The 25,952-nt window shown below is 37.3% G+C and carries 22 protein-coding genes; 10 read left to right on the top strand and 12 right to left on the bottom strand.

The window, feature by feature from the left end:
• Positions 1-921: 921 nt before the first annotated feature.
• The 3 genes from ACO1B7_RS16985 (at position 922) to ACO1B7_RS16975 (ending at position 4,794) form a co-directional block, all read left to right on the top strand.
• Positions 922-2,121, top strand: a complete 1,200-nt coding sequence (locus tag ACO1B7_RS16985) for an AcrVA2 family anti-CRISPR protein (protein WP_005028487.1) — start codon at positions 922-924, stop codon at positions 2,119-2,121.
• A 68-nt stretch (positions 2,122-2,189) separates the two neighbouring features.
• Complete coding sequence (locus ACO1B7_RS16980; protein WP_024160890.1) at positions 2,190-3,098, top strand: hypothetical protein; 909 nt, start codon at positions 2,190-2,192, stop codon at positions 3,096-3,098.
• A gap of 28 nt (positions 3,099-3,126) precedes the next feature.
• A complete protein-coding gene (locus ACO1B7_RS16975; protein ID WP_423090410.1) occupies positions 3,127-4,794 on the top strand; it encodes a primase/helicase family protein in 1,668 nt (555 codons plus the stop codon).
• A gap of 81 nt (positions 4,795-4,875) precedes the next feature.
• Here ACO1B7_RS16975 and ACO1B7_RS16970 read toward each other — a convergent pair whose 3' ends face one another.
• Positions 4,876-5,538 carry a head GIN domain-containing protein gene (locus ACO1B7_RS16970; RefSeq protein ID WP_151834998.1) on the bottom strand — a complete coding sequence of 221 codons (663 nt, stop codon included), beginning with the start codon at positions 5,536-5,538 and terminating at the stop codon, positions 4,876-4,878.
• Positions 5,539-5,834: 296 nt separating this feature from the next.
• On the opposite strand from ACO1B7_RS16970, the gene ACO1B7_RS16965 reads away from it, so the two are divergent.
• Positions 5,835-8,678 carry a primase/helicase family protein gene (locus ACO1B7_RS16965; RefSeq protein ID WP_042892470.1) on the top strand — a complete coding sequence of 948 codons (2,844 nt, stop codon included), beginning with the start codon at positions 5,835-5,837 and terminating at the stop codon, positions 8,676-8,678.
• 62 nt (positions 8,679-8,740) lie between these two features.
• Here the strand turns inward: ACO1B7_RS16965 and ACO1B7_RS16960 are convergent, their stop codons facing one another.
• The 6 genes from ACO1B7_RS16960 to ACO1B7_RS16935 form a co-directional block, all read right to left on the bottom strand.
• Complete coding sequence (locus ACO1B7_RS16960) at positions 8,741-11,581, bottom strand: DEAD/DEAH box helicase family protein (protein ID WP_042892468.1); 2,841 nt, start codon at positions 11,579-11,581, stop codon at positions 8,741-8,743.
• The gene (locus tag ACO1B7_RS16955) at positions 11,574-13,424 is read right to left on the bottom strand and encodes a site-specific DNA-methyltransferase (protein WP_079395593.1); all 1,851 of its coding nucleotides are present in this window, start codon (positions 13,422-13,424) and stop codon (positions 11,574-11,576) included. The genes ACO1B7_RS16960 and ACO1B7_RS16955 overlap by 8 nt, the downstream gene beginning before the upstream one ends.
• A 233-nt stretch (positions 13,425-13,657) precedes the next feature.
• Entirely contained in the window at positions 13,658-13,966 is a 309-nt protein-coding gene (locus ACO1B7_RS16950; RefSeq protein WP_042892466.1) for a hypothetical protein, read from the bottom strand.
• A 5-nt stretch (positions 13,967-13,971) separates the two neighbouring features.
• Positions 13,972-14,478, bottom strand: coding sequence for a thermonuclease family protein (locus ACO1B7_RS16945; protein WP_005006141.1), 507 nt, complete (start codon positions 14,476-14,478; stop codon positions 13,972-13,974).
• Between the two features lie 85 nt (positions 14,479-14,563).
• Positions 14,564-15,358 carry a transglycosylase SLT domain-containing protein gene (locus ACO1B7_RS16940; RefSeq protein ID WP_423090409.1) on the bottom strand — a complete coding sequence of 265 codons (795 nt, stop codon included), beginning with the start codon at positions 15,356-15,358 and terminating at the stop codon, positions 14,564-14,566.
• Positions 15,359-15,419: 61 nt separating this feature from the next.
• Positions 15,420-16,226 (bottom strand): hypothetical protein, encoded by an 807-nt coding sequence (locus tag ACO1B7_RS16935; RefSeq protein ID WP_024160730.1) that lies wholly within the window; start codon positions 16,224-16,226, stop codon positions 15,420-15,422.
• Between the two features lie 59 nt (positions 16,227-16,285).
• Between ACO1B7_RS16935 and ACO1B7_RS16930 the strand changes: the two genes are divergently transcribed.
• The 4 genes from ACO1B7_RS16930 to ACO1B7_RS16915 all read left to right on the top strand — a co-directional run bounded on the left by ACO1B7_RS16930 (position 16,286) and on the right by ACO1B7_RS16915 (position 18,969).
• Positions 16,286-16,708, top strand: coding sequence for a hypothetical protein (locus ACO1B7_RS16930; protein ID WP_043041424.1), 423 nt, complete (start codon positions 16,286-16,288; stop codon positions 16,706-16,708).
• Between the two features lie 80 nt (positions 16,709-16,788).
• Positions 16,789-17,328, top strand: coding sequence for a hypothetical protein (locus ACO1B7_RS16925; RefSeq protein ID WP_024160732.1), 540 nt, complete (start codon positions 16,789-16,791; stop codon positions 17,326-17,328).
• A 34-nt stretch (positions 17,329-17,362) separates the two neighbouring features.
• Positions 17,363-18,103: a hypothetical protein gene (locus ACO1B7_RS16920; protein ID WP_043041423.1), complete on the top strand. Its 741-nt coding sequence runs from the start codon at positions 17,363-17,365 to the stop codon at positions 18,101-18,103.
• A 119-nt stretch (positions 18,104-18,222) separates the two neighbouring features.
• On the top strand, positions 18,223-18,969 hold the full coding sequence (locus ACO1B7_RS16915) for a hypothetical protein (protein WP_024160733.1): 747 nt from the start codon (positions 18,223-18,225) through the stop codon (positions 18,967-18,969).
• A 68-nt stretch (positions 18,970-19,037) separates the two neighbouring features.
• Here ACO1B7_RS16915 and ACO1B7_RS16910 read toward each other — a convergent pair whose 3' ends face one another.
• The gene (locus ACO1B7_RS16910; RefSeq protein WP_043041422.1) at positions 19,038-19,829 is read right to left on the bottom strand and encodes a TraX family protein; all 792 of its coding nucleotides are present in this window, start codon (positions 19,827-19,829) and stop codon (positions 19,038-19,040) included.
• A complete protein-coding gene (locus tag ACO1B7_RS16905; protein WP_024160879.1) occupies positions 19,805-20,455 on the bottom strand; it encodes a hypothetical protein in 651 nt (216 codons plus the stop codon). Before ACO1B7_RS16905 ends, ACO1B7_RS16910 begins: the two co-directional genes overlap by 25 nt.
• 201 nt (positions 20,456-20,656) lie before the next feature.
• Here ACO1B7_RS16905 and ACO1B7_RS16900 point away from each other — a divergent pair, with 201 nt between their 5' ends.
• Positions 20,657-21,496 carry a hypothetical protein gene (locus tag ACO1B7_RS16900; protein ID WP_227520090.1) on the top strand — a complete coding sequence of 280 codons (840 nt, stop codon included), beginning with the start codon at positions 20,657-20,659 and terminating at the stop codon, positions 21,494-21,496.
• A gap of 145 nt (positions 21,497-21,641) precedes the next feature.
• Here ACO1B7_RS16900 and ACO1B7_RS16895 read toward each other — a convergent pair whose 3' ends face one another.
• Genes ACO1B7_RS16895 through ACO1B7_RS16885 form a run of 3 tightly spaced genes read right to left on the bottom strand, consistent with a single transcriptional unit; the run spans position 21,642 to position 24,852 of the window.
• Entirely contained in the window at positions 21,642-23,309 is a 1,668-nt protein-coding gene (locus ACO1B7_RS16895; RefSeq protein ID WP_077169171.1) for an SNF2-related protein, read from the bottom strand.
• On the bottom strand, positions 23,309-23,677 hold the full coding sequence (locus tag ACO1B7_RS16890) for a hypothetical protein (protein ID WP_005006108.1): 369 nt from the start codon (positions 23,675-23,677) through the stop codon (positions 23,309-23,311). The genes ACO1B7_RS16895 and ACO1B7_RS16890 overlap by 1 nt, the downstream gene beginning before the upstream one ends.
• Entirely contained in the window at positions 23,674-24,852 is a 1,179-nt protein-coding gene (locus ACO1B7_RS16885; protein WP_411577635.1) for a SprT-like domain-containing protein, read from the bottom strand. Before ACO1B7_RS16885 ends, ACO1B7_RS16890 begins: the two co-directional genes overlap by 4 nt.
• A 403-nt stretch (positions 24,853-25,255) precedes the next feature.
• Between ACO1B7_RS16885 and ACO1B7_RS16880 the strand changes: the two genes are divergently transcribed.
• A complete protein-coding gene (locus ACO1B7_RS16880) occupies positions 25,256-25,900 on the top strand; it encodes a type I-E CRISPR-associated protein Cas6/Cse3/CasE (RefSeq protein ID WP_227504916.1) in 645 nt (214 codons plus the stop codon).
• Positions 25,901-25,952 lie beyond the last annotated feature (52 nt).

Below are 25,952 nucleotides of genomic sequence, written 5' to 3'. Positions count from 1 at the left end.
CAGCGAAATCGCTGCTTTTTTTATTTCTAATGAAGTTTACGAATAGGTTGAGTATAGGGGGAATCTTCTACTCGATGCACATGCATTGAATTGGTAATGTTCATTAAAGGTGAATTACTAGCCACTGAATGAGTCGTTGATGCTTTATGTGTGCGGTAGTTATTCAAAAACTGATCTACTACTGGCACATTGTTAGGCAATATTCCGATTTCGCGGTTAGTAATTTTAATCGTTTCTATTTGGTCTACATGGCTCATAACTAAGTCCACTACAATGATTAAAACTATGAGCATAATTATAGCTTAAAATTGAAGAAATTCCATTTTGGGATTTAATATTTGGTTTTTTTATGCACAGGTTTTTGTGGATAGTAGTGGGTATAAATGGCTAAGTTGCTGATTATTTAAGCTTTTAACATTGATTAAAAATTAATCAAAATAACGAAAAATAGAGTAAAATATGGAGAAATATAGCAGAAGCTATAGAAGAAAAAACAGGAAATGTCAAAAAAAGGGCAAAAAAAAACTATTAGAACAATCTCAGTCTAATAGTTTATTAAATAGGGTAATATCCCTTGATTCGTAATATAACCGATCTCTAATAAGTTTTAAAGCTTTTTTAATCATATTCACGGAAATTCCACAAACTATTATCTCATGCTGAACAAAAGTAATGATTAAGCCCTATACTCAGCTCTACCCTGATATATTGCAGATTAGTTAAACTGTTGTTTAGAAATCGCAAACAATATGATGTTATATTTGAGCAAGGTTAGAATTATGTATGAAATGTGAATGCTTTAAAAACTGATATATATTATCAACTTTTTAGAGTTTTACGCCTTATAGAATACATACAACTTGTTAGAATGCCTTATACTAATTAGCCACCCTCACACACCTTTTATGGAAGACCAGTATAGTGAAAGATTCAATCTTTGCTGATGTTATATCAAAGTTGAATGCGGAAGTTTTTACGCAAAAAGCTGGTCGCTTATACCCTCCTGTCAGTCAATTATTGGCACTGGAGAAAAAGTTAGCATTATGTACAGCATCATTGGTTAAAAGCGAAGACATTCCAGACTATAAACAGCTAGAACGCCTGTTTTGGGATAACGTAAATCATACCTATGGCACTGGTTATTTTGCGGAGATTCCTAAGTGGGGTTCCAACATCTTTATCCCATTACAGGTATGGGAAAGTGTGTTACAGCCTTATGCATTGTTCTATAAAAATATGAACCCTGAGTTTAACTTTTATGACTTTGCATTTACGACTGCAGCGTTGAGCGCTTGGCGGTACAGCCAACCCGTGCTAAAGCTTGAAAATGATGTATATCGCACCCTATTGAATGATGAAAACGGTCGCTATGTCGATGGTCATTTGCTGAATTACTACTTTCAGTGGACCAACTTTATTCATACACCAGGTCTAGGACACAACGACAAACCTTTATATGGTTTTTTCGCGCATCAAAACGAAGTTTTGTTTAACGGAAACAACGTTAAAGTACTGATCATCGTGTTTTGCTATGAAGATACTGAAGCCAACATATCTGATGAAGATCCTTTAAGCTTAACCTCTAATTGGGGAGACTATGTGGTTTTAGAGTATCGCACGGATACTATTAAAACCATTAAAGATAGTTTGATTGGTACCAACCTTAAAGGTAGTCCTGAGCTATTAATCTTACTTGGTAAAATGCTTAGCTTATTTAATTTTTCTATTCATCCTAAAACTGACATCTACAATCACCGTGGCTACCTGATGCAACCCACGTATAACGATACGATTGATTCATTTCTCAATAGTTATAGAAAGCACAAAGGTATGCCAGTACGCCGTGGCGTAGGTAAATCACCCTCTAGCAATCAACGCCGTGAAGTCCTCTATCATGTCCACGCACCAAGTTGTCCACGCCTGTTTGATACTGGTCTGAACACTGGTTTTGTGTCGCGCATGCACAAGAGTAGCCATATCGCTAATGACCATTTTAATACACTACATTGGCTTAAAACTGATACTGGCTTAAAACTAATTTCAGGTAGTTTATATACTCAAGAAACCGAAACTAAACTTATTAAATCAATTCAAAATTACTTTTATGGTAATAATACTTAAAGGTTTTCATTCTTTTTTCCTTAAACCTGTTATATAATTTTAATACCCATTTCAATCAATGAAGTATTATGCGTTTCGAGTTCGATCCATCATTTATATCTCATGTTGCAGTACGATTAGATGGCACTTCCTTAAAATCATTTTTAGACAACCTTGGAAACGTATCTTTTCAAGAAGCTGAAAGTTATTTAAGCAATCTAATTAAAGGGAATTATGAGCAAGACGAGTTTACTGTTGGCTTGAAAGTTAAACCTAAAAACTACAATCAAACAGAATTATTAGGGCATCTTTATAAAAATAGTGCCTTTCAATCGGTTTCAACTGAAGTATCGGATCTCGACACCCAAAACATGCACAATGACATAGCTCAATTCGTTCAAAGCTATGCCAATGTTGCAGATCTTCAGTACAACAGTTATTTCTTGGACAAGCAGACGTTTAAGCATGAAAAAACGTTAGATAGCTATATCTTCACAGAATTAATGCTGCAGTTCACCAACAATAATACCGTGAAGTTTCGTGTGGACGGCGAATATGTCACAGTGATTAATGCTGAGCTAACCTCTAAATACATCTATTTTAACGACAACAAGAATAAGCGGATCTGTAAGTTTTTAAGTAAAAATATGCATCCAGCTTATTTAGAGTCATTCTTAGAGCAGATGCATATTATTAAAATTGATTCTGAGCAGTACTTTTATAATGCAGTCGTGAATAACACAATAAGTTATGATGCTGACGTTAACGCCTTTATGGACCAATCCCAGAATTTTTTAAATACCCTTGTGAAAGGTTATAAAAAACTGATCTTAAACAACGTGCGATTTAATCTTTACGAATTCTTAGAAGACGACCTTGAAAGTGTCATCCTAAACCGTATCACTAAGGCATGGCATTACGCTCATGAAATCACGTTGCAAACTAACAACCCATCAAAATATGTCGTTGCTCAACCGCTGGTTATAAAATATTTATAAGTGAGTTTCTTTATTTATGAACCCCCTCATGATCAAGTATGGTATCGATATTGGTACGCTATCTAAAATATTTAGATCGCATCTTGAAAATGAGGGCATTGTATTTGATCGTGAGAGTGACTTTCAGCTTGAACGAAGCTCTAAACGTATTTACCTCAGAACCAATCACCACAATGACGCCACAAAAAATAAGAAAAAAACGGCCTGGTATCTTGTAGATCTAGATAACGCACGTATGTCTTATGGTTGGTTTCATGCTGGCGGTGCAAACTTCACTTACAGCTTGTATGAATACATTCAAGAAATGGATCTGCAACCTGGTGACACCGTATATACCAAGGAACAGCAAGAAGAAGATCTTAAACGCTTCTTAAACTCATGCAAAAGTGCTGAGAAGAACAAAAAAGACCAAGAGATATTGGCTCAAATCTATATGGGTTTTGAATGGGCCAGAAGCCTACCCTTGTCAAACCGTCCACACAACTACAATGTGAAAAAGCAGATTAGCTTCAGTCATGCTAGATTGTACAATCCAAGCAACTTCACTAAAAATGAGCTGATTGATTATGTCAGCCAGTACTACCCTCAACACAAGAACAACACCATTATTCTGAACCGTATTATTGATCTGCAACCAGATCTAGATCAACAGTCGCTACGCCAGAACAAGCTTTTAGTTGAGGGGCAAAACCTCAAAAATCAAATCATTTTCCTTCAGACCATCGCTGAACACAAAAACAAGCGTGGTGAAGATAAGTTTACATTACGTGGTGTACTTGCAAACGGCGCTTTCAAAATCTTATATAAAGATCCATTGGATGCATGGAACCAAGATCGGATAATCTTTTGTGAGGGCTACGCCACTGGTGAAGCAATTGCAGAATCAATTCAATACTCTATTCCAGTCATTGTCGTGTACGTGGCTGGCAACATCATGAATGTAGTACGTGATTTCCGTGCCGAATTCCCGTTTTCACGCTTCTATATCTTCAATGATAATGACCATAAAACAGCATTAGAAAGCAAAATAAAGCGCAATCCCGGTATCTATTACGCAACAGAAGCATGCCGAGCTGTAAACGCAGCCATGATTGGACCTGAATTTACTGAAGAACAGTTAGATCTAAGTGACTGGAACGATTTTAAATGTTTATACGGCGTTGATTACACGCGTGATGTTATACGTCATAAAATGCAAAATGCCGTGTGGACGACTGCAATTCAAAGCATGGTTAACCCGAACTACTCTATCAGTGCCCTATTCTTTGGCATCAAACAACAGTTGGATGATATAGGCCTCTATCCTGATAGCATGACCAAAAAGAATTGGTTTAGCTTGGTTTTACGTGCATATGCTTTGCTGACTCAACAGGGATTTAGTCAGATCCACCCGATTGAGCTGGTCAAAGAACAATTTATTGAAATTCTTGGACAGATCAGCAAACAACCCCGTAAAGTCACTGGAGCTGAAGAACCAGAACTCCTTCAGGCCTACACAAAACTTGTAGAAATGATCGCACGTAATGATTCAACAACAGCACTGAATCAACAGATTATCGCCGTGATTAATTTATACAAAAATGCAGATTATCCAATTGAAACATTAAAGGTTTGGCTCAAAGATATTGTGAGTAAATCGAACGATCCTGAATGGTCCGAAAACTTCATTAATAATATTTTTATTTCGATAATTTGAATGTCAAACATAGCCCCCCAAAGGTAGCAAACTTTTGGGGTTTATTTTTCTCTAAACTTTCATTGAACTAGGTTTATCGACCTATTTAAAACTAATTTGTCCTGAGCCAGTTCGGTTTTGTGTCTTATGGATTGGGTTTCCATAAACTTTAACGTTGCCTGAGCCTGAAAGCTGTACTTGAGCTGAATTGATAGCTGTACAAAAGATATTGCCTGAACCAGATAGCGCCACTTCTAAATTGGTGCTTTTCAGTGGTAACGCATCAAAATTGCCTGATCCTTTCAAAGATAAGACACAGTGTTCAATGGTACCGTCTAAATCCATATTTCCAGATCCACTAATACTTGCGGTAAATTTATCTTCATTTAGATTTAAGATCTGGATATTGCCTGAACCTTTTAAATCAATAGCTTTTAAAGTTGGGTAAGTGATCGATACTTCTAACGGTGAACGAGTACTAAAACTCACATTGTCCTGAATAGCTAAAACCAATACACCACCCTGAAAAGTAGCACTAATAAGATCCACAATATTATCGTCTGCAGTAATTTCCATTTTAGAATCACTTGAAGCAAAAAACTTCAGACTCATTGGACCATTCATACAGATTTCGTTAAATGGGCTTACAGGTACTTGCTTAGTCACTGGTTTTCCACTTCCAACGATTTGTTTGTTTGAACCTGAACTGTATACATTGGCGTTGCCATTGATTACAACAGAACCCGAAAAAAACTGTTTTGACATATAAACCTCAAATTAATAAAAGTAATTTAACCCTAAATAAGTGGTCATTCATAACCTATTTATTGTCTGTAAATTATAACATTGAGGGCTTAGACCTTTTTATTAAAATAATAAATTAAAACTTTTAATTTTTCTTTAAACCTTTATTAGACATAGCTTATATTAAAGATTAAACAGAAATGTTTTTAGAATCGGTATATACTAAAAGTATAAATTTTCTTAAGCATATGATTAATAGTCCTATGCAACCTGGGTAGCACATTGCACCTGAATATATATTAGAAATTGGAATTGTTATGGCTGAGAAAGTACCGAACGCCCGACATAATTGTGATTTAAATACGATGTTTCAGTTTTTCCAAGAAGAACTGGAGCGAAACTACGGATTCGTATTCAAGTCATCTGGTAAATATCAATTCGTGACCGTATTTGATGAAAAAGTGCCTTGCCTCACCGAATCAGATAACCCTAGTAAATCAAGTAGCAATAATGTCAAACCACGAGGGATGTATTGGATCTATCCAAACATGAACCGTGATACTGGTGAATACTGGCCAGTGCTCAAAGGACACCGCTTTGGTGTAACTGACATTGAAATCTCAATTGCTTTTGCTGACCACTATAAGAACGTAATCAAGCCTCAACGAGATTCAAACCCTAACTACAAACCACCAAGTAAAGAAGATGTTGATCGCCGTGTACGTGAGTTTGAAGAAGCTCAAAAGAAGCATCTACTTCAACAAGAAAAAGAGCTCTTAGCTGCACAAATCGCTATCCGTATTGAGTGGCAACGTGCTGGTAAAGTTATTGACGATTCATTTTTTAATAATAAAACTGGAAGCATTCAGACCTTTAAACGCGACATTCGACAAATGCCGTATATGGTTGAAAAGAACCTAGAGCCATACGGCGCTAAAATCATGCGTAAAGATAACTTTACCCGTGATGAAGCCATTGAAGCAGTAAAGCGTGAACTTCCTGAATCAGCTACCAATCAACAGCTTCTCGTTGAAACAGTAGAGAATGTATTAGCGTATCAAAAGCATTTCATCAACTTTGAACCTGAGATTGAGGGCGAAAAGAAAAAAGGCTTTGATTTACGTAAAAGCAGAGCTGTCATTCTTGCACCGTTAATTGACACTAATAACAAAGTCGTCAATTTACAGCGTATCACCCACCATCGCCAAAAAAAGCGCAACAAGGAAACCAACAAGCTTGAAGAAGTACTGCATAAGGGCAAGTACTTTTTTGATAAAGCCAAAACGAAAGATGCATTCTTGCCTGTTAGCAAAAATCCTGATGTTGGCTATGAAGTCTTTAACCCGAATGCAAAGAACTATTTGATCAAGGAGGGTTGGGCAACAGCGATCAGCGCACGTAAGGCGTTGGATGCCGGATTAGAGCTTGGTTTATTGGGTGAGGGTTTTACTGCAGAAAACACACAAGTTTTAGCGTCATACAGTAAATCCAATATCTCAAGTGTTGCTGAGCTTATCCGCAGCATCAATCCTAAAGCCAATATATTTGTTGGTTATGATAACGATGCTGGCCAAACGCTTGAGTCTGGTTTGAATCCTGGCTTACAAGAAGCTTGTCACAACTTTTCATTAAGTGGTGTGTTAGGTGATGTGAGCAAACATGAAAAAACACGTATCACCCTACCCCCAGTTTTCCAAAATAAATTATCTGTTTCTGATTGGGATGATGCTCGTCAATATTTAGGTGTTGAACGTTTAGCTACAGAGTTGGCAAAAGAACTAAATAACGCCGTCAAACGTATAGACAACAAGATCCCTGAAGTTGCGTATGCAATTAACCGCTACAACCGTCAACGCGAAGCTTATGCAGCCAAGTTCCCTAATAAAGAATACCAACCGAATTACGGCATTGTGATTGCACAATCAGATGAAAAATATCTGGAATTGCAGAACATACGAGCTAAAAACCAAGCAAATATTGAAAATTACAACGCAAATATTGAAAAGCGTAAACAAGATCTATCAAAAGCTAACTATGATGGACCAGCTGGTACAGGTAGCACGAAATCCTATGCAAAACCAAAGTACCAACCGCCGTCATTTGATAAAGCATTTGATGATAAATCAACTCCAACCGCTACGGCACCCGTATCTTCGCCCGTCATGACTCTTGAGGGCATTAAGTCTTACATGGAGATCCTTTCTGAAATTGATGTCACCAAAGTTCAAAATGATGTTTTGAAAGTTGTCGCTACTGCAGATGGCCATCAAAAGATTAAAGCCGGTGATATTGAATTCGAGAAAATGGGTGCCAAAGAACCAACCACTAGCACAAACCCAAGTATGGATAGCATGCAAAATACCAAAGTACATATTGATGTATCCAAGGACATCAACAAAGATACAGTTAAATTGCAGAGTGTGGATCGTTCGACCATTCCCGAACAAAACCTTCAGCAAGGTATCGATCATCAAAGCTACGCTAAGTCAGCTATCTTTACCGCTTTTTGGCTTCATTCAGCAGAAATGTATAAAGCTAGAAAGTTAATTCATGAAGCTGGTATTAGTAATGCCGATGTTGAGGGTTCAATTGCTGTCGCTGAAGATAAGCTCAATAAAGCTCAGGAAGAAGTTTCTAAGAAGCGGTCGTATCCTGAACTTTTTGTGATTAGTGCGTCTGATAGCGAATACCGTGCGTCAATCATGAAAGTTTTATCTGATTTAGAGGCTGCACATCCAGAGTGGCAGAATCTCAAAACATTTAGAGAAAATCTTACTGATAGGACCATTGCATTTGATCAATTGAATCTGGATACATTGAAGATCAAAAACAAAGTAGTGCATTTGATTGTCAGTAATGTGACCAATGATCAAAACTATCAAAAGGTTCAAGAAAGCCTCACCACCCTTTTAGATACATCGAACAGCTTGTCTTTGGACCGTCAACAAAAGTTCAATCTTGTGAACGGTCTAAGTAAAACATTAAACAACATGGCCAAACTGTTAGATGAACCACCAGTCTTCCAAAGACTGAACGATTTCTTTACTCGTTTTGAAAAGCGTGTAGATGATCTCGTTCTAGGTGATGGTCTAAAGCTGTATGGTATAGAACCGCAGAATTTAAACAAAACTAACGAACGTGGACAGTCGTTCGATATGTAAAATCAGATATGAAAAAGCCCCGAATATCGGGGCTTCTTTTAGAGTCTATGTTTTCAAGATTATTATGGCAATGTTGCCCTAAAATCCAGTGCAAAATCAGTTTCACCACGAGGATCGCTATTAAAGAACTTAAAGCCTAAACACTTAATCTCTTTATAGCCCATACTCTCCACCTCTTTTAAGAAGCTCTTATAACCTTCGTCATCCTCTTCATCTGGATCAAAAATTACAGAACTTTCGTCACTCAAGCTGATCAGCACTTCTTCCTTCCACTCGTCATTCACCAACAAATGACCGCCTTTAGGCTCAATCAAGCATTGATAGTACATCTCTTGGTTCACCGTATCATTTACGATCAACATATAGTCTGGACTGAATCTACGGCCATCAACAGGACTAAATAACCAGTAGTCTAGCTCATTACGTATTAAGTAAATTTCAGCATCTTTATATTGACGTTTAAGGGCATCAATTTGAGTCGAAATGAATTTTACGAATAGCTTCTCTTCACTCGTACCGTAGTTTTCACTATAAGCATACCAATCGGCACCTTCAACATTAAACTTCAGTTGTTCATTTGGATGCAACGATTGTGCGATCGCACGTTCGTCTGGAGCATTGACAGTGATTTCACCCGTATCAGGATTTTCAACAGGGAAAGAAACCAAGTAAATGTTTTTCTCTTGCTGAAAAACAGTAGACAGCGATTTAGGTTTAAAGCTTTTACTACCCGTGATACGTGGCATATGACGATCAATAGCCTTACGTACCTCAGGTAAAATTATGCCCAAAAGTAGCTGATATTTTTCATCAATGGTCAGATCGTGAATATCCTTATCTTCAGTATATGAATAGCGGATCTGATAAAGCGGTAGGTAGTTATCGATTAATTCATCCATACTATCTAACCCAACGATATGCTCTCTTAGATTGTTAAATCTAAAAAAGTTCCCTTCAGTCGCAACGAGCGCCTTTTTCAAGACCGGTCGGCTAAAGTATTCTTCAGTCAGATCGATGGTTTTATGGTTAACTTCAGCTTGGATCTGATTCTGTTGCTTGTCGGTCAAGCTACCAGCATGCAATTGATATGCACTGGCTTTGATTTCACGCTTAAAAGTCGTATCAATCTCAGAATCAGTCGTTTTATTTCTAAATTCTTGCTGATTGACTAAGACAAAACCTTTCTTATATGTCTCACTGTTCATAAAGTCAGATTTAAGCGTGATTGTGCGCTTTTCAGTGGATTTATTAATAATCCCTTCACCTAGAAGCTCTAACTTTAAGTTGTCGTAAAACGTGCCAGTCTTAACAAAGTGGTACATGAACGTTTCAAGTACACGCCCGTATTCATCAATCGCATTGTCAAACTTACGTTTGTACTGGTCAAACTCATAGCCATGTTCTTTATCAAACAAGCCAAGGTTTTCATTATTCAAACGATATGATTTATGCAGTTTATATGGGCATAAACGAGCACCACGGCCAATCAACTGAATATCTTGCAGCGATACTTTTTTCGCTGCAGAAATATCAAAGTGAATGATGTCATAGAGACTTAAAACATCCCAACCTTCAGTGAGTGCATCAACTGAAAATATCACCCGATTATAGTTTTTAGGATCATCTAAAATCGGCAACAAAGTTGAATTGGTTTTATCCGTTGAGTTGTAAACAAACGTGTTATCTGAAGAAAAACGAATTTTAATTTCAGAAATAAATGATTTTAAACCATCTCTATCGCTGATCGTGGATAGACCAGACTTCGGAGAGGCAATCCAAGCAAACATTTGACGCAAGAAACGAAAGCTATCTTCAGCATCTTGCAAATTAGTCTGATTGGTTTCACTTAGCTTTTTTAGATAATCTAAATCTTGTGGCTTAAGTGAATTAATCACCTTATGGAAAAATTCACGGTCTAGCTTGCTTTGTTTAATGTTGGTTGATTTCACCAATATAATTGGGTTGATCGTGACTTGCATATCACGCTCAGCGAATAAACGTCTGTATTCACTCAATACAACGGCATTAATCACCAATAAGCGTTTTTGATCGGCGATCTGAGTTTCAGTGTTGTAAAGGAAGCAAACCGCTTTACTGTAACCTTCCTTATTGAATCTCAAGAAATCGTATTTATAGACTAATTTGTCCTGATACTTCCTATGGATGGCACTATTGCCCAAGTCAACAGTAGCAGTAAACTCCAGCAAAAGATTATCTGGCCGTGCCTTGATTGCTGTATTGACCGAAGTTTCCCAATTGGTAATCGCTTCATCATCTTCTTTTATCTTCTTACGTGTATTCACGTTAAGTCGATGCGCTTCATCTGCAATCAGAACAATTTTATTATTCAAGAAATCTTCTGCAGACAAACCATTTTCTACCTCATTCACAAGTTTGTTGTAGAGGAACGCCGTACTTAAAAACATAAAGTTAATAGCGTTGCCTTGTGAATCTGGAAAGAGTTTGATTTCTTTAACAGGAATAGAACGTCCATTGATTTTCACTCCGTTCTTATTGAAAAGATACTTTTCAAATTGCGGATCAATAAAGTTCATATAGGCCTGTTCAATAATCTGCAATTGATGGACCATAAATATGAAATTGCGGTAGCCTTTCTCATATAAAAAGAGAATAACGGCAGCCATAGTGAGCGTTTTACCCGTTCCAGTCGCCATATTAAAAAGTAAGTGTTTGGCTTTAGTCGGATCTTGATCATAGATCCAGATAAAATGCTTTACAGCTTCTTCTTGATAACCCCTTAAAGTACGCGACAAGTTATCAGTGATATAGCGAGGGATGGTGAAGTTTTTAGCCCACTCAATGTATTCACTGTCGTTTTCAATACGATAATATAGGAAGTCTTTTAAGGTATCTTTTACCAATGTTGGGCTTAATCTAGACATTAGATGCACCATAAAACTTATCAGTGAGCGCAATCTCTTCCTGAGTGACTTTGAATTTTGAATCCAACATATCTGCATGGTTTAGATATAGCTGGTTTTCATCCAAAAGTTGCAATAAAAGCACTTTACGATCGTCTAGTGATAAAGCCCTAAATGATTCCTCACGCTCAAAGTCTTTTTTATCAAACCAAAACTTTAAAAAGGCATTCTGAGCCATTTCATTGTAAATACTGTCCAGCTCACCTTTACTTGTTGCAGCCAAGATTCCATCTTGATAGGCCTGGTTATAGCGCTTCAGTTCAAAATAAACAAATGAACCGCCACCATTCCAATTTACAAGTTTAGAGATACCGCCGTCCTCACCGTTTATTACGCGTTTTAAGCGTGTTTTGGTGATTTCATCAATATAGTCCATCTGCTCAATCGCAATCCATTTGCGACCCAATTTATGCGCCACAGCAGCCGTAGTACCCGAACCTGAGAAAAAGTCGAGCACAAGATCTCCTTCATCCGTGGCGATCTCAATAATACGCTGTAAAAGCAGTTCTGGCTTTTTCCCATTCGGGAACAATACACCACCCTCTTTTGTTAAATTGTTCAGCGGAAAGCCATCCCAAAAGGTGCCAGCTTTTTCAAGCTTGAAGATATATTTCCCTCTTTTGACCGCAATATCACTCAACCAAGCAATTTGATCGCACTTGGCACCCTTGTAATAGACAGTCGTTACCTTATTTTTGTTTTTTCCAGATCTAGGCACATATTCAATGCTTAATAGCTCATGATCCCCGGTTACACCTTCCATCACGCGTGTTCTAATTGAGCTTTGAGCATTCGTGTCGCGCATAATCTTATCAAAGTACTTCAGATAGCATTCAACTTCAGTCAGGTTTTCTTCTTCCATCACCTTTTTGATCGGCTCTAGAACCACACCTTTATGCGTATAAACCTCAATCGGCTCACCTGAACCATCTGTTAATGTCTTAATGTGCTCTTTGGTACCAACGCTTTTTAAGATACGCGTATACTTCCAGCTCTTTTTAAGCTGCTTCATGGTTTCTAGATATTCAAACAATTCTACTTCGTCATAGAAATCGTTGAACTTTTTAAAACCATTCTCACTATTCATATTTTTGGTGTAAATCAAAATATATTCGATATTTTTCTTCAGGCGCTTGTCTTCGCCACCACCAGAAGCACCAGACGTTTGTTTCATTTTTACTGAAACTTGGTTTAAGTAGTTTTCACGTCCAAAGACTTCATCTGCTAAAACTTTTAGATATGCTTGTTCATTGTCATCACATTGAATGAAAACCAGGCCATCTTCTTTGAGCAAATCCTTTACGACTTCCAAGCGATTTTTAATAAATAATAACCAAGAAGAATGTGTAAATGTGTCGTTATATTTGAATCCATCGTTCTCAGTATTGTATGGTGGGTCCAGGTATAAGAGTTTGACTTTATTAGCTAATTTCTCTCTTAAAGAGTACAGTGCCAATAGGTTATTCCCCTTAATTAGCAAGTTCTCTTTTAGCTCACCATTTTCGTCAAAAAATTCAAATTCTGTCTCATTGGTTGCGCTGTAATATTCAGGATTGGTAAGTACTTTTGGCTCAAATAATGTATCAATATCTTTTGAATCGACTTCTTGATGTAAAAACTTTTCTGTTGTTTTAACATCTTCGCGAGACATGCCCCCAACCAGCACAGCATCTTTAAATGGGAAATTAATCACTACATTACTGTTATTTTTAATAAAACCTACATTTTCTTGATTCGCACTGTAGAGTCCAATTTTATTACTAAAGCGTGTGTACTGACCTTTTTTGAGTGAATTTTCCGCCATGTCTTTCCCTACTCTATGCTTTGCCAAAAATGTGAAACTATTTGTTGTGAAATGCCAAAATTTTCACAAATAAGTGTATTACTAATAAGCATGAAAGCAACATAAGGATGTTCTTTTTTTAGCTAGTTGATTCATAACCTATAAAAAATAGATATGAAAAAGCCCCAATGTTGTAAATGGGGCTTTTATCTGATCTGGTGATTAATTGGATTCCGTAGATATGACAATAGATGTCATATAAAACCTTCTTTGAACTGTCGCCCTTCCAGCGACTCTAAGTGCATTTCAAGGAAATCTAAAGCCACTTCTGAGTAATTTGCGTTGGTTGAACAATTCACCAACTTTTCATCACAAAGACATTTTCCCAAATTTGCCAACTGAGTAACCAACTCATTTCGTACAAAAGCCAAGCTGAGAGCTTCAATCTGAGCTTGCAGTTCTTCACTGAAAAACTGCAGTTCCATACGATTACCACATTGTTGTTGCAGTACATATTTATTTAATACCGCTACGGCTTTAGCGGTATTTAATTCACCGTTCATCAATATTACTTATTGTGACGGTACTGGCTTGGATAAACAGGGTTTGGATCAGCCCATAAACCAAGGCGTTGAGAACGTGCGTTGCTTTCAGCACTCAAAATAATTTTATCTTTAAGATATTCACGATAAGCCCAAGCATAGCCATCTTTAACTTGCTTATAGTTAACACTATTCACGATGTTTAAGTTAGGCACTTGGTTTGTACGCATCTGAAAAATGGTACCAAGAGTACGACCGTAGCGGTCCTTACTATTTTCTTGCACATACACAATCGTTTCATGCAAGAAACTGATGTTCTGACGCGATTTCTGACCAAAAGCTTGACTCTTTTCTGGTGCATCAATCTGGTTGAAGCGAACACGGATCTGCTCATTGTTGTTGTTTAAAACGGTGATAGTGTCGCCGTCAGAAATACGTACAACTTTGCCAACAAAATCGGCTTGAGCTGCAGTAGCAACAACAGACATGGATAAGGTTAAAGCTAAACTTTTTAAAGTTGTATTAAGGTTCATTTTGAATCCTTAGTGGGTAAAGAATAGGTAAATTATATCGCATTACATAACTGCAATTTTTTTCTTAAAAAATATATTTAGCTGATTAGTTAGGATTTATCCCCTTTCTCTCAAGCCAGTTTTTCCATTGAAGTGCATACGCAACTAAACCAGGTTGTTTCGCCGTGCCATTGCGATATATCGCATTAAAAGATGGCGTCCATGAATGGTAAGCAGCTGCTCTAACCCAAAAATCGGTTGACGGTTTTGTGGCTAATCGATTTCGCAAGATCTTGGCTGCAAGTCGCGCATTCAGACATCCATCAGTACGCACATAATGGCTATTATAACTTTCAAACATACCGCCACGTTTAAAGTGTATGGTATTGATTTGGAATTGCCCCATATCCAATGAAAGGTTTTTGTTTTGCACTGTTTGTCCATTGGTACCACGCTCTTTGCTATGTATACCCAATAAAACATACAGCGGAACACCTTCTGACCGCGCAGCATGAATAACACAACTCAAAGTAGCGACTCTACCCGGTACGGTTTGATCGTAAGATACACTCGCTTGATTGTATTGCGTAGTTGGATAGGTATAAGTAACAGGACGGATATTCTGGCGAACGGGTTGTTGTTGTGGTGCTGGTGCTTGCTGGCCACTAGGTTGTGGTCTATTTTGTGCAACTGCCGTGCGCTCAGTGCTAGTCGGAGTTTCTTCAGTTTTTTTCGGTGTGTACTTCACGCCCAGGTAACGACTCGTAAAGCCTCTTGGCTTTGCTGGCGCCGTTTCTTGCTGAGTGTTGGTCATGACCTGAAATGGTCGATATGGTGTACTTGATCCATTAGAATTGACATGGTTTGCATATGCACCTAGAGCCTTAGAACTTTGAGGCAATTGAGCATAAGCAACGCTTGATCCTAATAGAGTCGCAAATAGCGTTGGTTTTAACAGCATATTAATCAGCACCTTTATCGTTGTTGTTGAAATTGTCGATTAGGTGCTGTTTACGGTCAGCTAACTTATTCAGTGTTTCAACTGGCAATGGGTTTTTGCCGTCATACCACGATAAGCTATATTTTTTTGGCGCATAGCGGAACCATGCCAAGAATGGCGAATTCGGTAAGAATAAAAGACCAGTACGGACTTGCCACGCACGATAAGCTGAATTGATGCTAACCATGTATAGATAAAACACCAATAATACACCTGGTACAACAAGCATTGGATATAGCGCTTTAAAGAACATATAAACTACGTACAAGCCTGTAAACATAGATAATGCTAAATACAAATAAGAAGAAAACTGATGGTTTTTAATAAGCTTGTCTATTTCATCATTACTCATTGAAGCTAAACGTTCTTGCCCTCTTGGGTAGTGAGTATTAGCAATGAGTTTTTTCAGTTGTTTAAAATTGTTAGGTGCGACAATTTCATATTCACATAAAGGGTGTGCACATACCCAATTCACGTTGCCTTTATAAGAACGTGGAATCCTGTTGTCATGCATTAAAATCGATTTACCGCATTCGGGGCATGTTGGCGACAGCATTGATCTAATATTAGATAAATGCGGTAAAAACCCTTTTCTAGCTGAACTCCAGTGGCTTTTACGCCCGAAATCAAAAAAGACTCGCTTTAAAATACCTGATTTACGGGGTTGATTAGCTTCAATTGCCTGTTTAATGGCAGCTTCATCTAAAACCTCATTGGTAATATTTACCTTTTGTGTAGCACTATCAGAACTATTTTTATCTGAAGACATACTTTTACCTACGGACTTTTATTATGTAGAATACGTTATTATATTAAAGGATTTTCAACGTGTCTAAAACCCTTTTTAACTTCGCAACGCTTATTTTAATTTCCACCCTTTTAAGTGCCTGTAATAACTCTAATACTCCAAATGAACAAGATCCATTAAAAGGTCAAGAAAAGAAGTTTTTAGACGAATCCGCAACGAGTGAATCAAAAGAACTTGTGTTTTATGACTTGGTAGATCCTAAGAAAAAAGACCAACCTATAAAGGCTGAAGAAGCAAGTGCTTCCGAGCCTGAAGCCCAAGAACAACAACCTGAAAAGGCCTTATCTCCTGAGATTCTTGAAGCGATTCGTGAAAATACAGAACGACAAGAAAAAAAGGAAAATGCACTCAGAACAATAGCTGAAGCTAAGCGTATTGAAGAATTATTAGTAGGTAAAGATCGCAGTAGTGATGATGGTTATACCTATAACAGTGATGAATAATTGATATATCAATGGTTTTAACCAATACAAACTTATTATTTTAAGTTAAAATGATTTTAAATTTTTTGGTATATACGGTTATGTTTAACAGTGCTTTTAAGAAACATAAAATAAAAATATGTTTTGGCTTACCAATCATAATTGTGGTTTCGATCTTAATATTCAAAATCTACTCCTACCCCTTTAAGCCAAGACTCTTAAGCCCCGATTGGATTGAAAGTCGCTACAATGGTTGGGAAGTTGAACATCATGACTTATGGATTGCTACAATTGTGGATGTTGTTGGTCCAAAAACAGTAAAAATTAGAAATCAAAATGGAGAAGAAAAAATTATGGATCTTCTCTATATAAATGCTTTGCAATCTTCGGAAAAAATGAAAAACCTCTATATCAATAGCTTGTCCGGTTATGTTGGCCAACAGCTATTTGTAAAAGGAGATCCAGACAAAGCGCGGTTTAATGGCGTCTTGATCGATGGTAACGGTGAAAATATCAATCTAAACCTAACTTATGTACCAGGTGCGGTATTGGATATGTCATCAACTGCATACATTCATGACCGAGAAAAGCAATTAGTTCCTTATTTCGCGAATATCAATTCAGAAAATAGAACGTTTTAAGTTATAAATTAAGGGATATTAGAAAGGCCAAGCTATGCCAGCACCATTATGTTTCCTCACACTGGAATTTACCGCCAAAGTCAAGAATCCAGTTGATGTGCCTGACATTATTAAGTCGTCTATTTTGACGCGTATTAAAAAGTGCCGCACATCATCAATAGAACAGGTTCAGTATCTTTATAATGCTGAAGAGAGCTACTGGAAGCCAAAAAAACAAGTCACTGAAGAAGCAACTCAATATCATGGCATCACCAATGAAGATTTATTAACGCAAGACTCAATCAATGGTCTAAAAATTAAAAACTATGTTGTGTATTGGGCAAACGTTTATACATTTAGAATTTTGCAAAAAAGCAAAGTGAAGTTTTTTAATCACCGCTTTATCTTTTTAAACAACTTAATCAACGTGATTGGTGAAGATGGTTCCCTACCCATGACAGAATGGGCACGTTTAGCCAGTGCAGCTTCGGGAAATAATGAATTTCCAGAAGAGATACTGACTAACACTAACAATAAGGTCATCTGTTTGACCGTTATATTTGATTATATTTCTGAAAAATTAACATCACTTTATGGTTTGGATCTTAATAAGCATTACGATCTGGTTGCTGCAGTACAATACAACAGTGCTATCAAAGCTAAGAGTCAAAAATCATTAAAGGTTCATAAGCTTATGCGTGATGATTTTAATGAGTTTAAATTGCTTTTAGACAAAGGCATGGAGATTAAGAGAATTAAAAAAGAATATTTTATAAATAATAACTATCACCCTTAAACCTAAAAGCCACTCTCTTAAAAGTGGCTTTTTTTTACGTTAAACATAAAATAAACTATCACTAAAACCCTTTTTTAAAATATAATACTTTTAATTTCTATTTTAACTGGTGATACATTGTGAGTTTAATTAAGAAGCAAAAAGACATTCTATCTCACGACCCTCTTGTTTCAATTTTTAGTAACAATGACCTTTTAACAATCTCAGTTGATACGGATTCTGAAGATTTGAATCGTCAACCTAAAAATATAAAAATCCCGAATGCCGATCTTAAAGAGTTAACAATACAAATCAGTGGTTTTGATACTTTAGAAAACAATGATGTTGGTCGTTATTTCACTTGTTCTGGTACCGTAGAGCTCGTTAATACACTAGGTAATGGTGAAGAAAAACGTTTTGTATTAGCAGAGCCAAAAATCAAAGTAAACGTGGCTAAAAAAGGTCATTTACCGCAAACAGAACAAATTAAACAATTGGTTCGTAATGCGTGGATGGATGCATTTAGCTATGGTTGCCAAAACATTAACCAACCTTACCACTATGAAGATGAAACTTGGTTTGAACGCTTCAAAGGTAGCATTATTGGTAAATTTGTACTGATCGTACTTGCCACTTTCTTTGCTGCTTTCATTGGTTTGGCTATTTTTGGTTATGCTGCTGGTAAAAAACAACAGGACCCAACATTAGAAATTGCGAATCAAATTGCTCAAGATCCTGAAGCATTAAAGCAATTGCTGAATCAATATGATCAACAAAATAACCAATCTGGTGCACCTACTCCACAAGCATCACCAGAACAAGCAGCTGAGCAAGAAAGACAGCAAGAAATTAGTTCATTCGGTTTAGATGCTGGATCTAGCGAATAACGCTGATTAAGCAATAAAAAAGCACCTTAGTCATAAATACTTTGGTGCTTTTTTTATGCCTAAATTTATTATGCAAATTTAAAAAGAATCCAAATGATGACGAGATGTACTGGATAGAACCAGTACGCCCACTTCCCCACTGGCGGTAATTCAAAAGGTATATTCATGTGCTGTCCTTTCAGTAGGAATTGTGCACCAATACACGTTGCAATGGCGCTACTGACAGCAAATGAGAATGCCAAAGAATATGTAGTCATATCCGTATAGTAGCCACCAATCAACCAGTTGAAAATGTTGGCCAATGAAGTGAGCAAGACGCTGATCATTAAAAAGTATTTCTTAGAATGAACGTTGGTTGTTTTAAAGAATAAATACAGGAATACAATTAATAAAACGCCCCACACGCTATACATAATAAAATTAGATAGCAATGTGATCACGACTAACAGAGAGACAAACTGCAGCGTTGCATATTTATGTTTAGATTCCCCTAATACAACAAGCAAAAATCCTAAAAGCAACGTAGGCATGACGTTCAGAGTTGTAAATGGCTCTTGGTTGAATAGTTGATACGGTACTTCTGATAGCACACAAAACAACGCCAAATTTTTAAAATAGTTTTTTAATGTATGGGTTTTCTTTTTAGAAATAGCTTGGTTCAAATTGAATGCAAGCATGATACAAAAAATAGGAAAAGCCCAACGGCCAATCGTCCTCAACAACAGATTATATTGAGGAAATAATATTGATGCGTGGTCAATAACCATGGTCACAATCGCAATCCACTTCAATAGATCCAAGGCTCTATTGCGATCTCGCACGGCGCTTTGGCTAATTACAGCTTCTTGTAGATGAACCATGTGTTATTTTTCGCTAAAGGGTTTGTATAAGCATCACTACGCTGTTTTCGGGTGTTGTTACGATTATCTAAGATCTCAATGCTATTCCAACCTTCGGGATAACCGAGCACCAGGCCAGAGTTATAAAATCTCGTGCGATGACGCTCTTCATCGCCGGCATAAAACAAGTACGCACGAATATCGTTATACGGTCGATGCCCGACCAATACGTTATCTTCATCACGATCAAAGTACTCATAAATTAAATCCGTATATTCACGATTGAAGTATCCGCACTTCTCAAACAGATCTGCACTTGAACGAAAAGTAATAGATTCCTTGGCCAGTGTTTTATTTAAAATCATGCGAGTGACATTACGAGCAAACACGGGCAAATTAAAATGCACAGGCAAATGAATTTCATTTATTTCGGACAAATCAATAGGATCACCAAAAGGATTAGAAAGTTCTAATGCTTTTTGATAAAAGTCCATCCATTGTGCAAGATATTCATCAACAAACTTTTTCTCACCATAATAAATTGGTAATCCATCAACCGTTAAAAGGTTTTGTGGAGGAAAAATATTGTTTCTTAAATCTAAGATGCTTTGTTTTAATTTTGCGATTTCGATTGGATCACTAATCATAACAACTCACTCGAATTAGAGTATTAAAATAATTATATAGGTTTTTAATTAATTGGATATAGGTTTTTAGCTCAGTAAATAAGCATTTTTGTTGTGTGGCGAATTAGATTTGATAAAAAATTTAAAAGAATATTTATTCTAGGAATTATTGATACAATGTATCTAATTTCTTACGAATTAGTATATACAATTGGGATTACTATGCTTACCCCTGATCGAATAGACAAACAAGTTAATTTGGCTGGAATTTACCAGTTGTGGACCAATTTATTAAATCACTTGGACATTGATAGTCATCCTGAATACAACATCTATAAAACTCAGCCATGGTACTTGGCTAATTTTGTAGATTACCTACGCCTACTCAACTTTAAGTTTGATGAATTAAATCTAAGAGAGATTCGTGCAGTTGATTATGACTTGGTAGATTGGTCATTTCTTAAATCTAATCGCCTAAGTGGTGTTGAGGTGTTTAAGGACCTTACCATTTATCTGCAGAAACCCATTTTTGTTACGCAATATCCTAAATGTGTAGCCATCAATGCTGATGTTCGCGATCGTAAGCTTGCGGAGGTTATTTATGATTACTACAGACGCTTCTTACCGTTTTTCTATTCATTCATTAAATTGATCAGATCAACGCAGCGCTTATCTCTAGAACGTAAATTACCCGTGATTGATAACTTTATGTCTAATTTTGGAGATCTTAGTACTGGTGTGTTTTATTCAAATATTCCATTTGATGATGCAGAGCTCAAAAGGATTTTGAAAAATGGCTTTGAAAAATATAGAGAGCATAAATCAGAACAGCGGTTTAGCCGTGCCATCGCAGAGCTAACACCGATGTTTAAAGCTTTATCTGAATACTTAAAGATTGTGTCTACGGTTAACTACGTGGATCTAGACCTTATTCACTTCTTACACAATGCATTTTTGGGTAAAAACTTTAATGTTTATTCAGATCTATTCGCTTTGGATAAAGAACCTAATTTGTTGGTCAATTTAAGTTGGACATACACAAAAGCATTTCAATATTCATAAATAGCACCATGGTAGTTTATGTGCATCGGCTATATCAAAAGGAAGAAGAATATAGCGATCTTTTAACGAAAGGGCCTGGTCATACCGAAGTTTTGTAGCAGAATCTCTAAAACAAGCTAGGTAAAGTTCAGTCATAAAGTTTCTCTTAAGCTACCTTCTTATTCAGTATGTGTTCGGCTAAGCGCTTGATACCGCCACCGTCCGTAATTAAATGTTCAAATAATTCGCCATTCGGGTTTTTAACTCCTTCCAACTGGCCTTTTTTGATGCCTAAGACATCAGAAATAATTGGATCTGAACCCGAATCAGCCAACAAGTAATATGCCGAGATCTGTTTGATTTGACCGTCACGGTCTAAGCGACCAATACATTGATCATGAACACCAGGCGACCAATCCAACTCACCAAACACAAATGTTTTGCATTTTGAGTGGTACTGCAAGCCATCAAGCCCGGCAGATGAACGTAATGAACTAATGAAGACTTTACTTTCATCATTCAAGAATGCTTGTTTAGATCGTTCCTTAGCTGCAGGTCCTTCCGTACCTGTATACATAACAGGATTGAATTCAGCCAAGCGTTCTAGCCAAATGTTGTACACATCTCGATGCCAACCATAAAGCATGACTGATTCACCAGACTCAACAAGCATACGCACGAACTCAGCGACATACGGCGCTTTGGCGATACCTGTTGCTTGGCGCATCATAATATTGAATTCTTCTGTCGCACGAAGCTTTTGCCCTTGGAATTCTTGAGTAGAGCTTAAAATTACTTTTGCCAGTTCCATTGCCTTGCCCTTAATTTGATCCAGTACTTTAGGATCGCTTTCGACATATTGAGGGATGATTTGTACTGGCGGTAACTCTCGATTTACATCTGCTCGAGTACGGCGCAACATTAGACCTTCATCACGTAAAAACATCCCAAACGCTTTAGGATCATTAATACGTTTTTCGTGTGAACACCACTCACGAGCGAATTCGGTAGCGGTACCTAAGCTATCTGGACGCAATATTTCAATGATGTTGTAGAATTCATCACCGTAGTTATAAATCGGTGTAGCTGATAGACCGAGGCGTAATTCAGCTTGGTCACTAATGAGTTTAGCAGCGGAATACTTTTGCGATGTATAGCCAGTCCGTAACTCTTGGATCTCGTCAAACACTACGTACTTAATCTTTCCGGCAAGATATTCAGCCCAACCGTTCAACTTTGAATAACTGGTGATAATGACATCGGGTGCTGCTTCACCCTCTTTGTGCAATGGATAAGGCGATGCTTTCTTTAGGATGTGACATTTTAGGTGCGGAGCAAAGCGTTCAATTTCATTCTTAATTTGCATTGGAAGATGTGTCATTGTCACAAAAAGCGCCGGGAGCGATTCAGGTAGAATCATCGGACATATTCCACTCGCTGTTTTGCCAAGGCCCAAATCATCCCCCAAGAGCAAACCTTTAACATTAAGTAGTAGATCTGCAGCTGCTCTTTGATACTCATATGGAGGCACGGCAAGATCAAATGTTTTGATCGGACGTTTATAGTCCATCACATCCAAAATATCTTCTTTTAGCGACACATAAGCCTTAGATTGCGCTTTCATGTATTTAAGATCATCAACACGCATTGGATAACGTTCAATAAACCAAAGTAGGTCGTGACAATTAGACGGCGTATCGCTTAACTCAATAAATTTTGATGCATGTTGGCTGACTTTTGGGAATACACGCTTAAGTCGTGTTTTAACATGTGGTTCACATTCAATGTGCCAGTTTTTTTCTTGACGAGAAATGGTGCCGTAAGATTTATACATTAGAAGACCCCCACTAAAATACGATGGCGGTAAATAAATTTATTGTTCAGTTGGATTGGAATGTTATTCACCCAATACGGTGTACCAACCACATAGAGCGCTTTTATGCTGTCATGGCTTAAATAACGATTGATCTGACGCAATAATGCGTTACGTGCACCATCTATTTTTAATTCAACACCCACCTTGCCGACATCAAGCTCAACAGTAAAATCAATGATGTCTTTATTTGATAGACGAACCTCACGTTCATACGGAATCTCATTGGCAATAAACATTTGCTCAATCGCGAGTTGTAAGTCTTTTTCGTTATAAAAACGGTATTTGTGTGAAGAAAACAGAATTCCAAGCTCTTCAATCGTTTTCATTCTGCATCCCCTTGGTCAGCTTTAGCAGCCTTTTTGTTTTTCTTCACCTGGCTTTTATCAATGGATTTTGATGGTACCAGTTCAACTTCACATTCAGTACACGATAATCTAAAAGTAGGACTACACGTTGCACCACGGCCACACTCAGGACACGCAAAAGATGCCCTAGTCTGTTTCTTAGGCTCAGGCTCTTCAAAATTGGCTAAACCAAGCTCTTGATAGAGTGTTCCACCGATCATAGTTTCTTTGAGTACAATAAACTCGTTATCATCGCCGTTTGGTTGTTCACCCTTATAAAGTTTAACAACCTTAGGTTCTGGTATTGGTTTGTCGTCATCATCTAACGGATCTTCATCAAAAGCCGTTGGATAATAACCGCCAAGGTTTGCACCGGTATTTGATATGTCGATTAGTCCGATCGCTACATCAAAGGGATTCATTGTAGTGGGAGTCGGTTCCTCTTCTTCATCACTTGTTGGGATGGCATATCCAGTGAGGGAATCTTGTGCTTTTGACGGTTCGGCAACTGGCTTCTCTTTTTTAGGTGATTTCAAAGCTGAATTGATTTCATTGCCAAGTAAGGCAATATGAAATAGCTTTGGAGAAGCAGTCGGAATGGACTCCAACAACTGCACTTGCTCTTGAATCATTTCAAGACTTGAAATCGTTTTGGGTGCGTACTTGTCATACCATTTGATGATACGCCCTTCATCGACTAGCTCATTGCACACTTGAATAAACAAGCCATCAGGTACAACGATTTCGGTCATCTTCTCGCCTGTCGTGCGACCTTCTTTTGTGCCGTCATCAGTCATAATCAAACCGATCTCAAGCATAAATGCCGCAAACTCAGCATTGTGATATGAGCGTTTAGATGGCTCACCAAAAATGCTTTGTTTCATATGACACATCTCATGTGCATAGCATTTAAAAATGTTAAGCAATGGTTGGGTGCCAAAGTAATCAGGGTTAAGGGCCAGTTCGTGCGTATACGCCGTATCATCTTCTGTCGAAGCAAATCTATTCTCAGACCAATAACCGGTATTTTTGTTGATACGTTGAAGCGTAATCAAACAATCTGGTAATTCATTTTTGAATAGCCTTTCATTGAAACGGTCATACACCAACTGCAGTTCTTCATAAAACTGCAACGTAGTTCTATTCTTTATGTTCATTTTTCAGTCGTCCAAACAGGATCAAACTAGGTGTGGATTGTACAAAACAACGTTTAAAGTTTACGCACAGCTTAAAATACAGTCAATAGTTTAAAATAATCAGCAAAGCATATATTTTTTTAAAAAAAAATTACAACACAAAAAATAAGTATCATTAAAGTGTAGGTTTAATAAATTGTGGTTGGTTTTCATAATATGAATGTTACGCTTTACTTCCACACAAAACTGGTGTTCCTATATCAATTTTGAGGGTTTTAAGTATATTATAAGCCACTTTTGTTAAATGCACATAGAAGTTACTTTTAGCGTTTATAAATGCTGAATAATACCCTTATTGTCAATAAGGCGCTATTTAAAGGCAATGGTTCTTAATAATGCTGTTTATAGAAAACTGGATATCGAAATGAGTCTGAATAACATAAAACTAACAGCCAATTGTTTTGCCCTTACACATCCTGAAAATGAAAAGAACTTGTTCAAGTACATTTTTAGAGAAATGTTTAAACGAAATAAGGTCGAGACATTCTGTTCCGCAAAAGTCATATTTTTTACAGATGGCAAGCACATCTATTTAAGAACGTGCGTATCGGACGTCAAAATCCCAATGGCCAAAGAATACATTGAAATTTCGCACGGTCAGCAAATCACTGGAAAAATCATGGTTCCTCTTAACCGTGAATGTAGCTTTAACCGCCAAGAAATTGAAGAATACATTTCGGTCCACGGCGAAAAACCCAAAGGCAATTCAGGTAAGAAGCGTAAAAATCTAACTGGAGATGAAGCAGCCGAATTCACCAAAAACGCTCTTAGTAGCAAAGGTCTATTGGATGTCACTATAATTGAGCAACAATGTGGACCACAGCTCAGCATTTTGAATATTCCAGTCCAGACCATAGATATTTCATTTAGTGCGACTGTTGGTGATTTAGAGCTATTTAAAACAGCATGGCTCAATGGTATTGGTCGTGATAAAACCTACGGCTTTGGAATGATCCGCTTAGATGGTACTTTGTTTACACCGCCTTGTAATAATAGTGCTCACGCCTAATCGAAAGGACTTTTAAAGTCCTTTTTTAAACGAAATTTTTTCAGATATTGAT

The sequence above is a fragment of the Acinetobacter lwoffii genome, from assembly GCF_049367455.1.
Classification (GTDB): Bacteria; Pseudomonadota; Gammaproteobacteria; order Pseudomonadales; family Moraxellaceae; genus Acinetobacter; species Acinetobacter lwoffii_W.
This window is presented reverse-complemented; position numbering and strand designations above follow the sequence as displayed.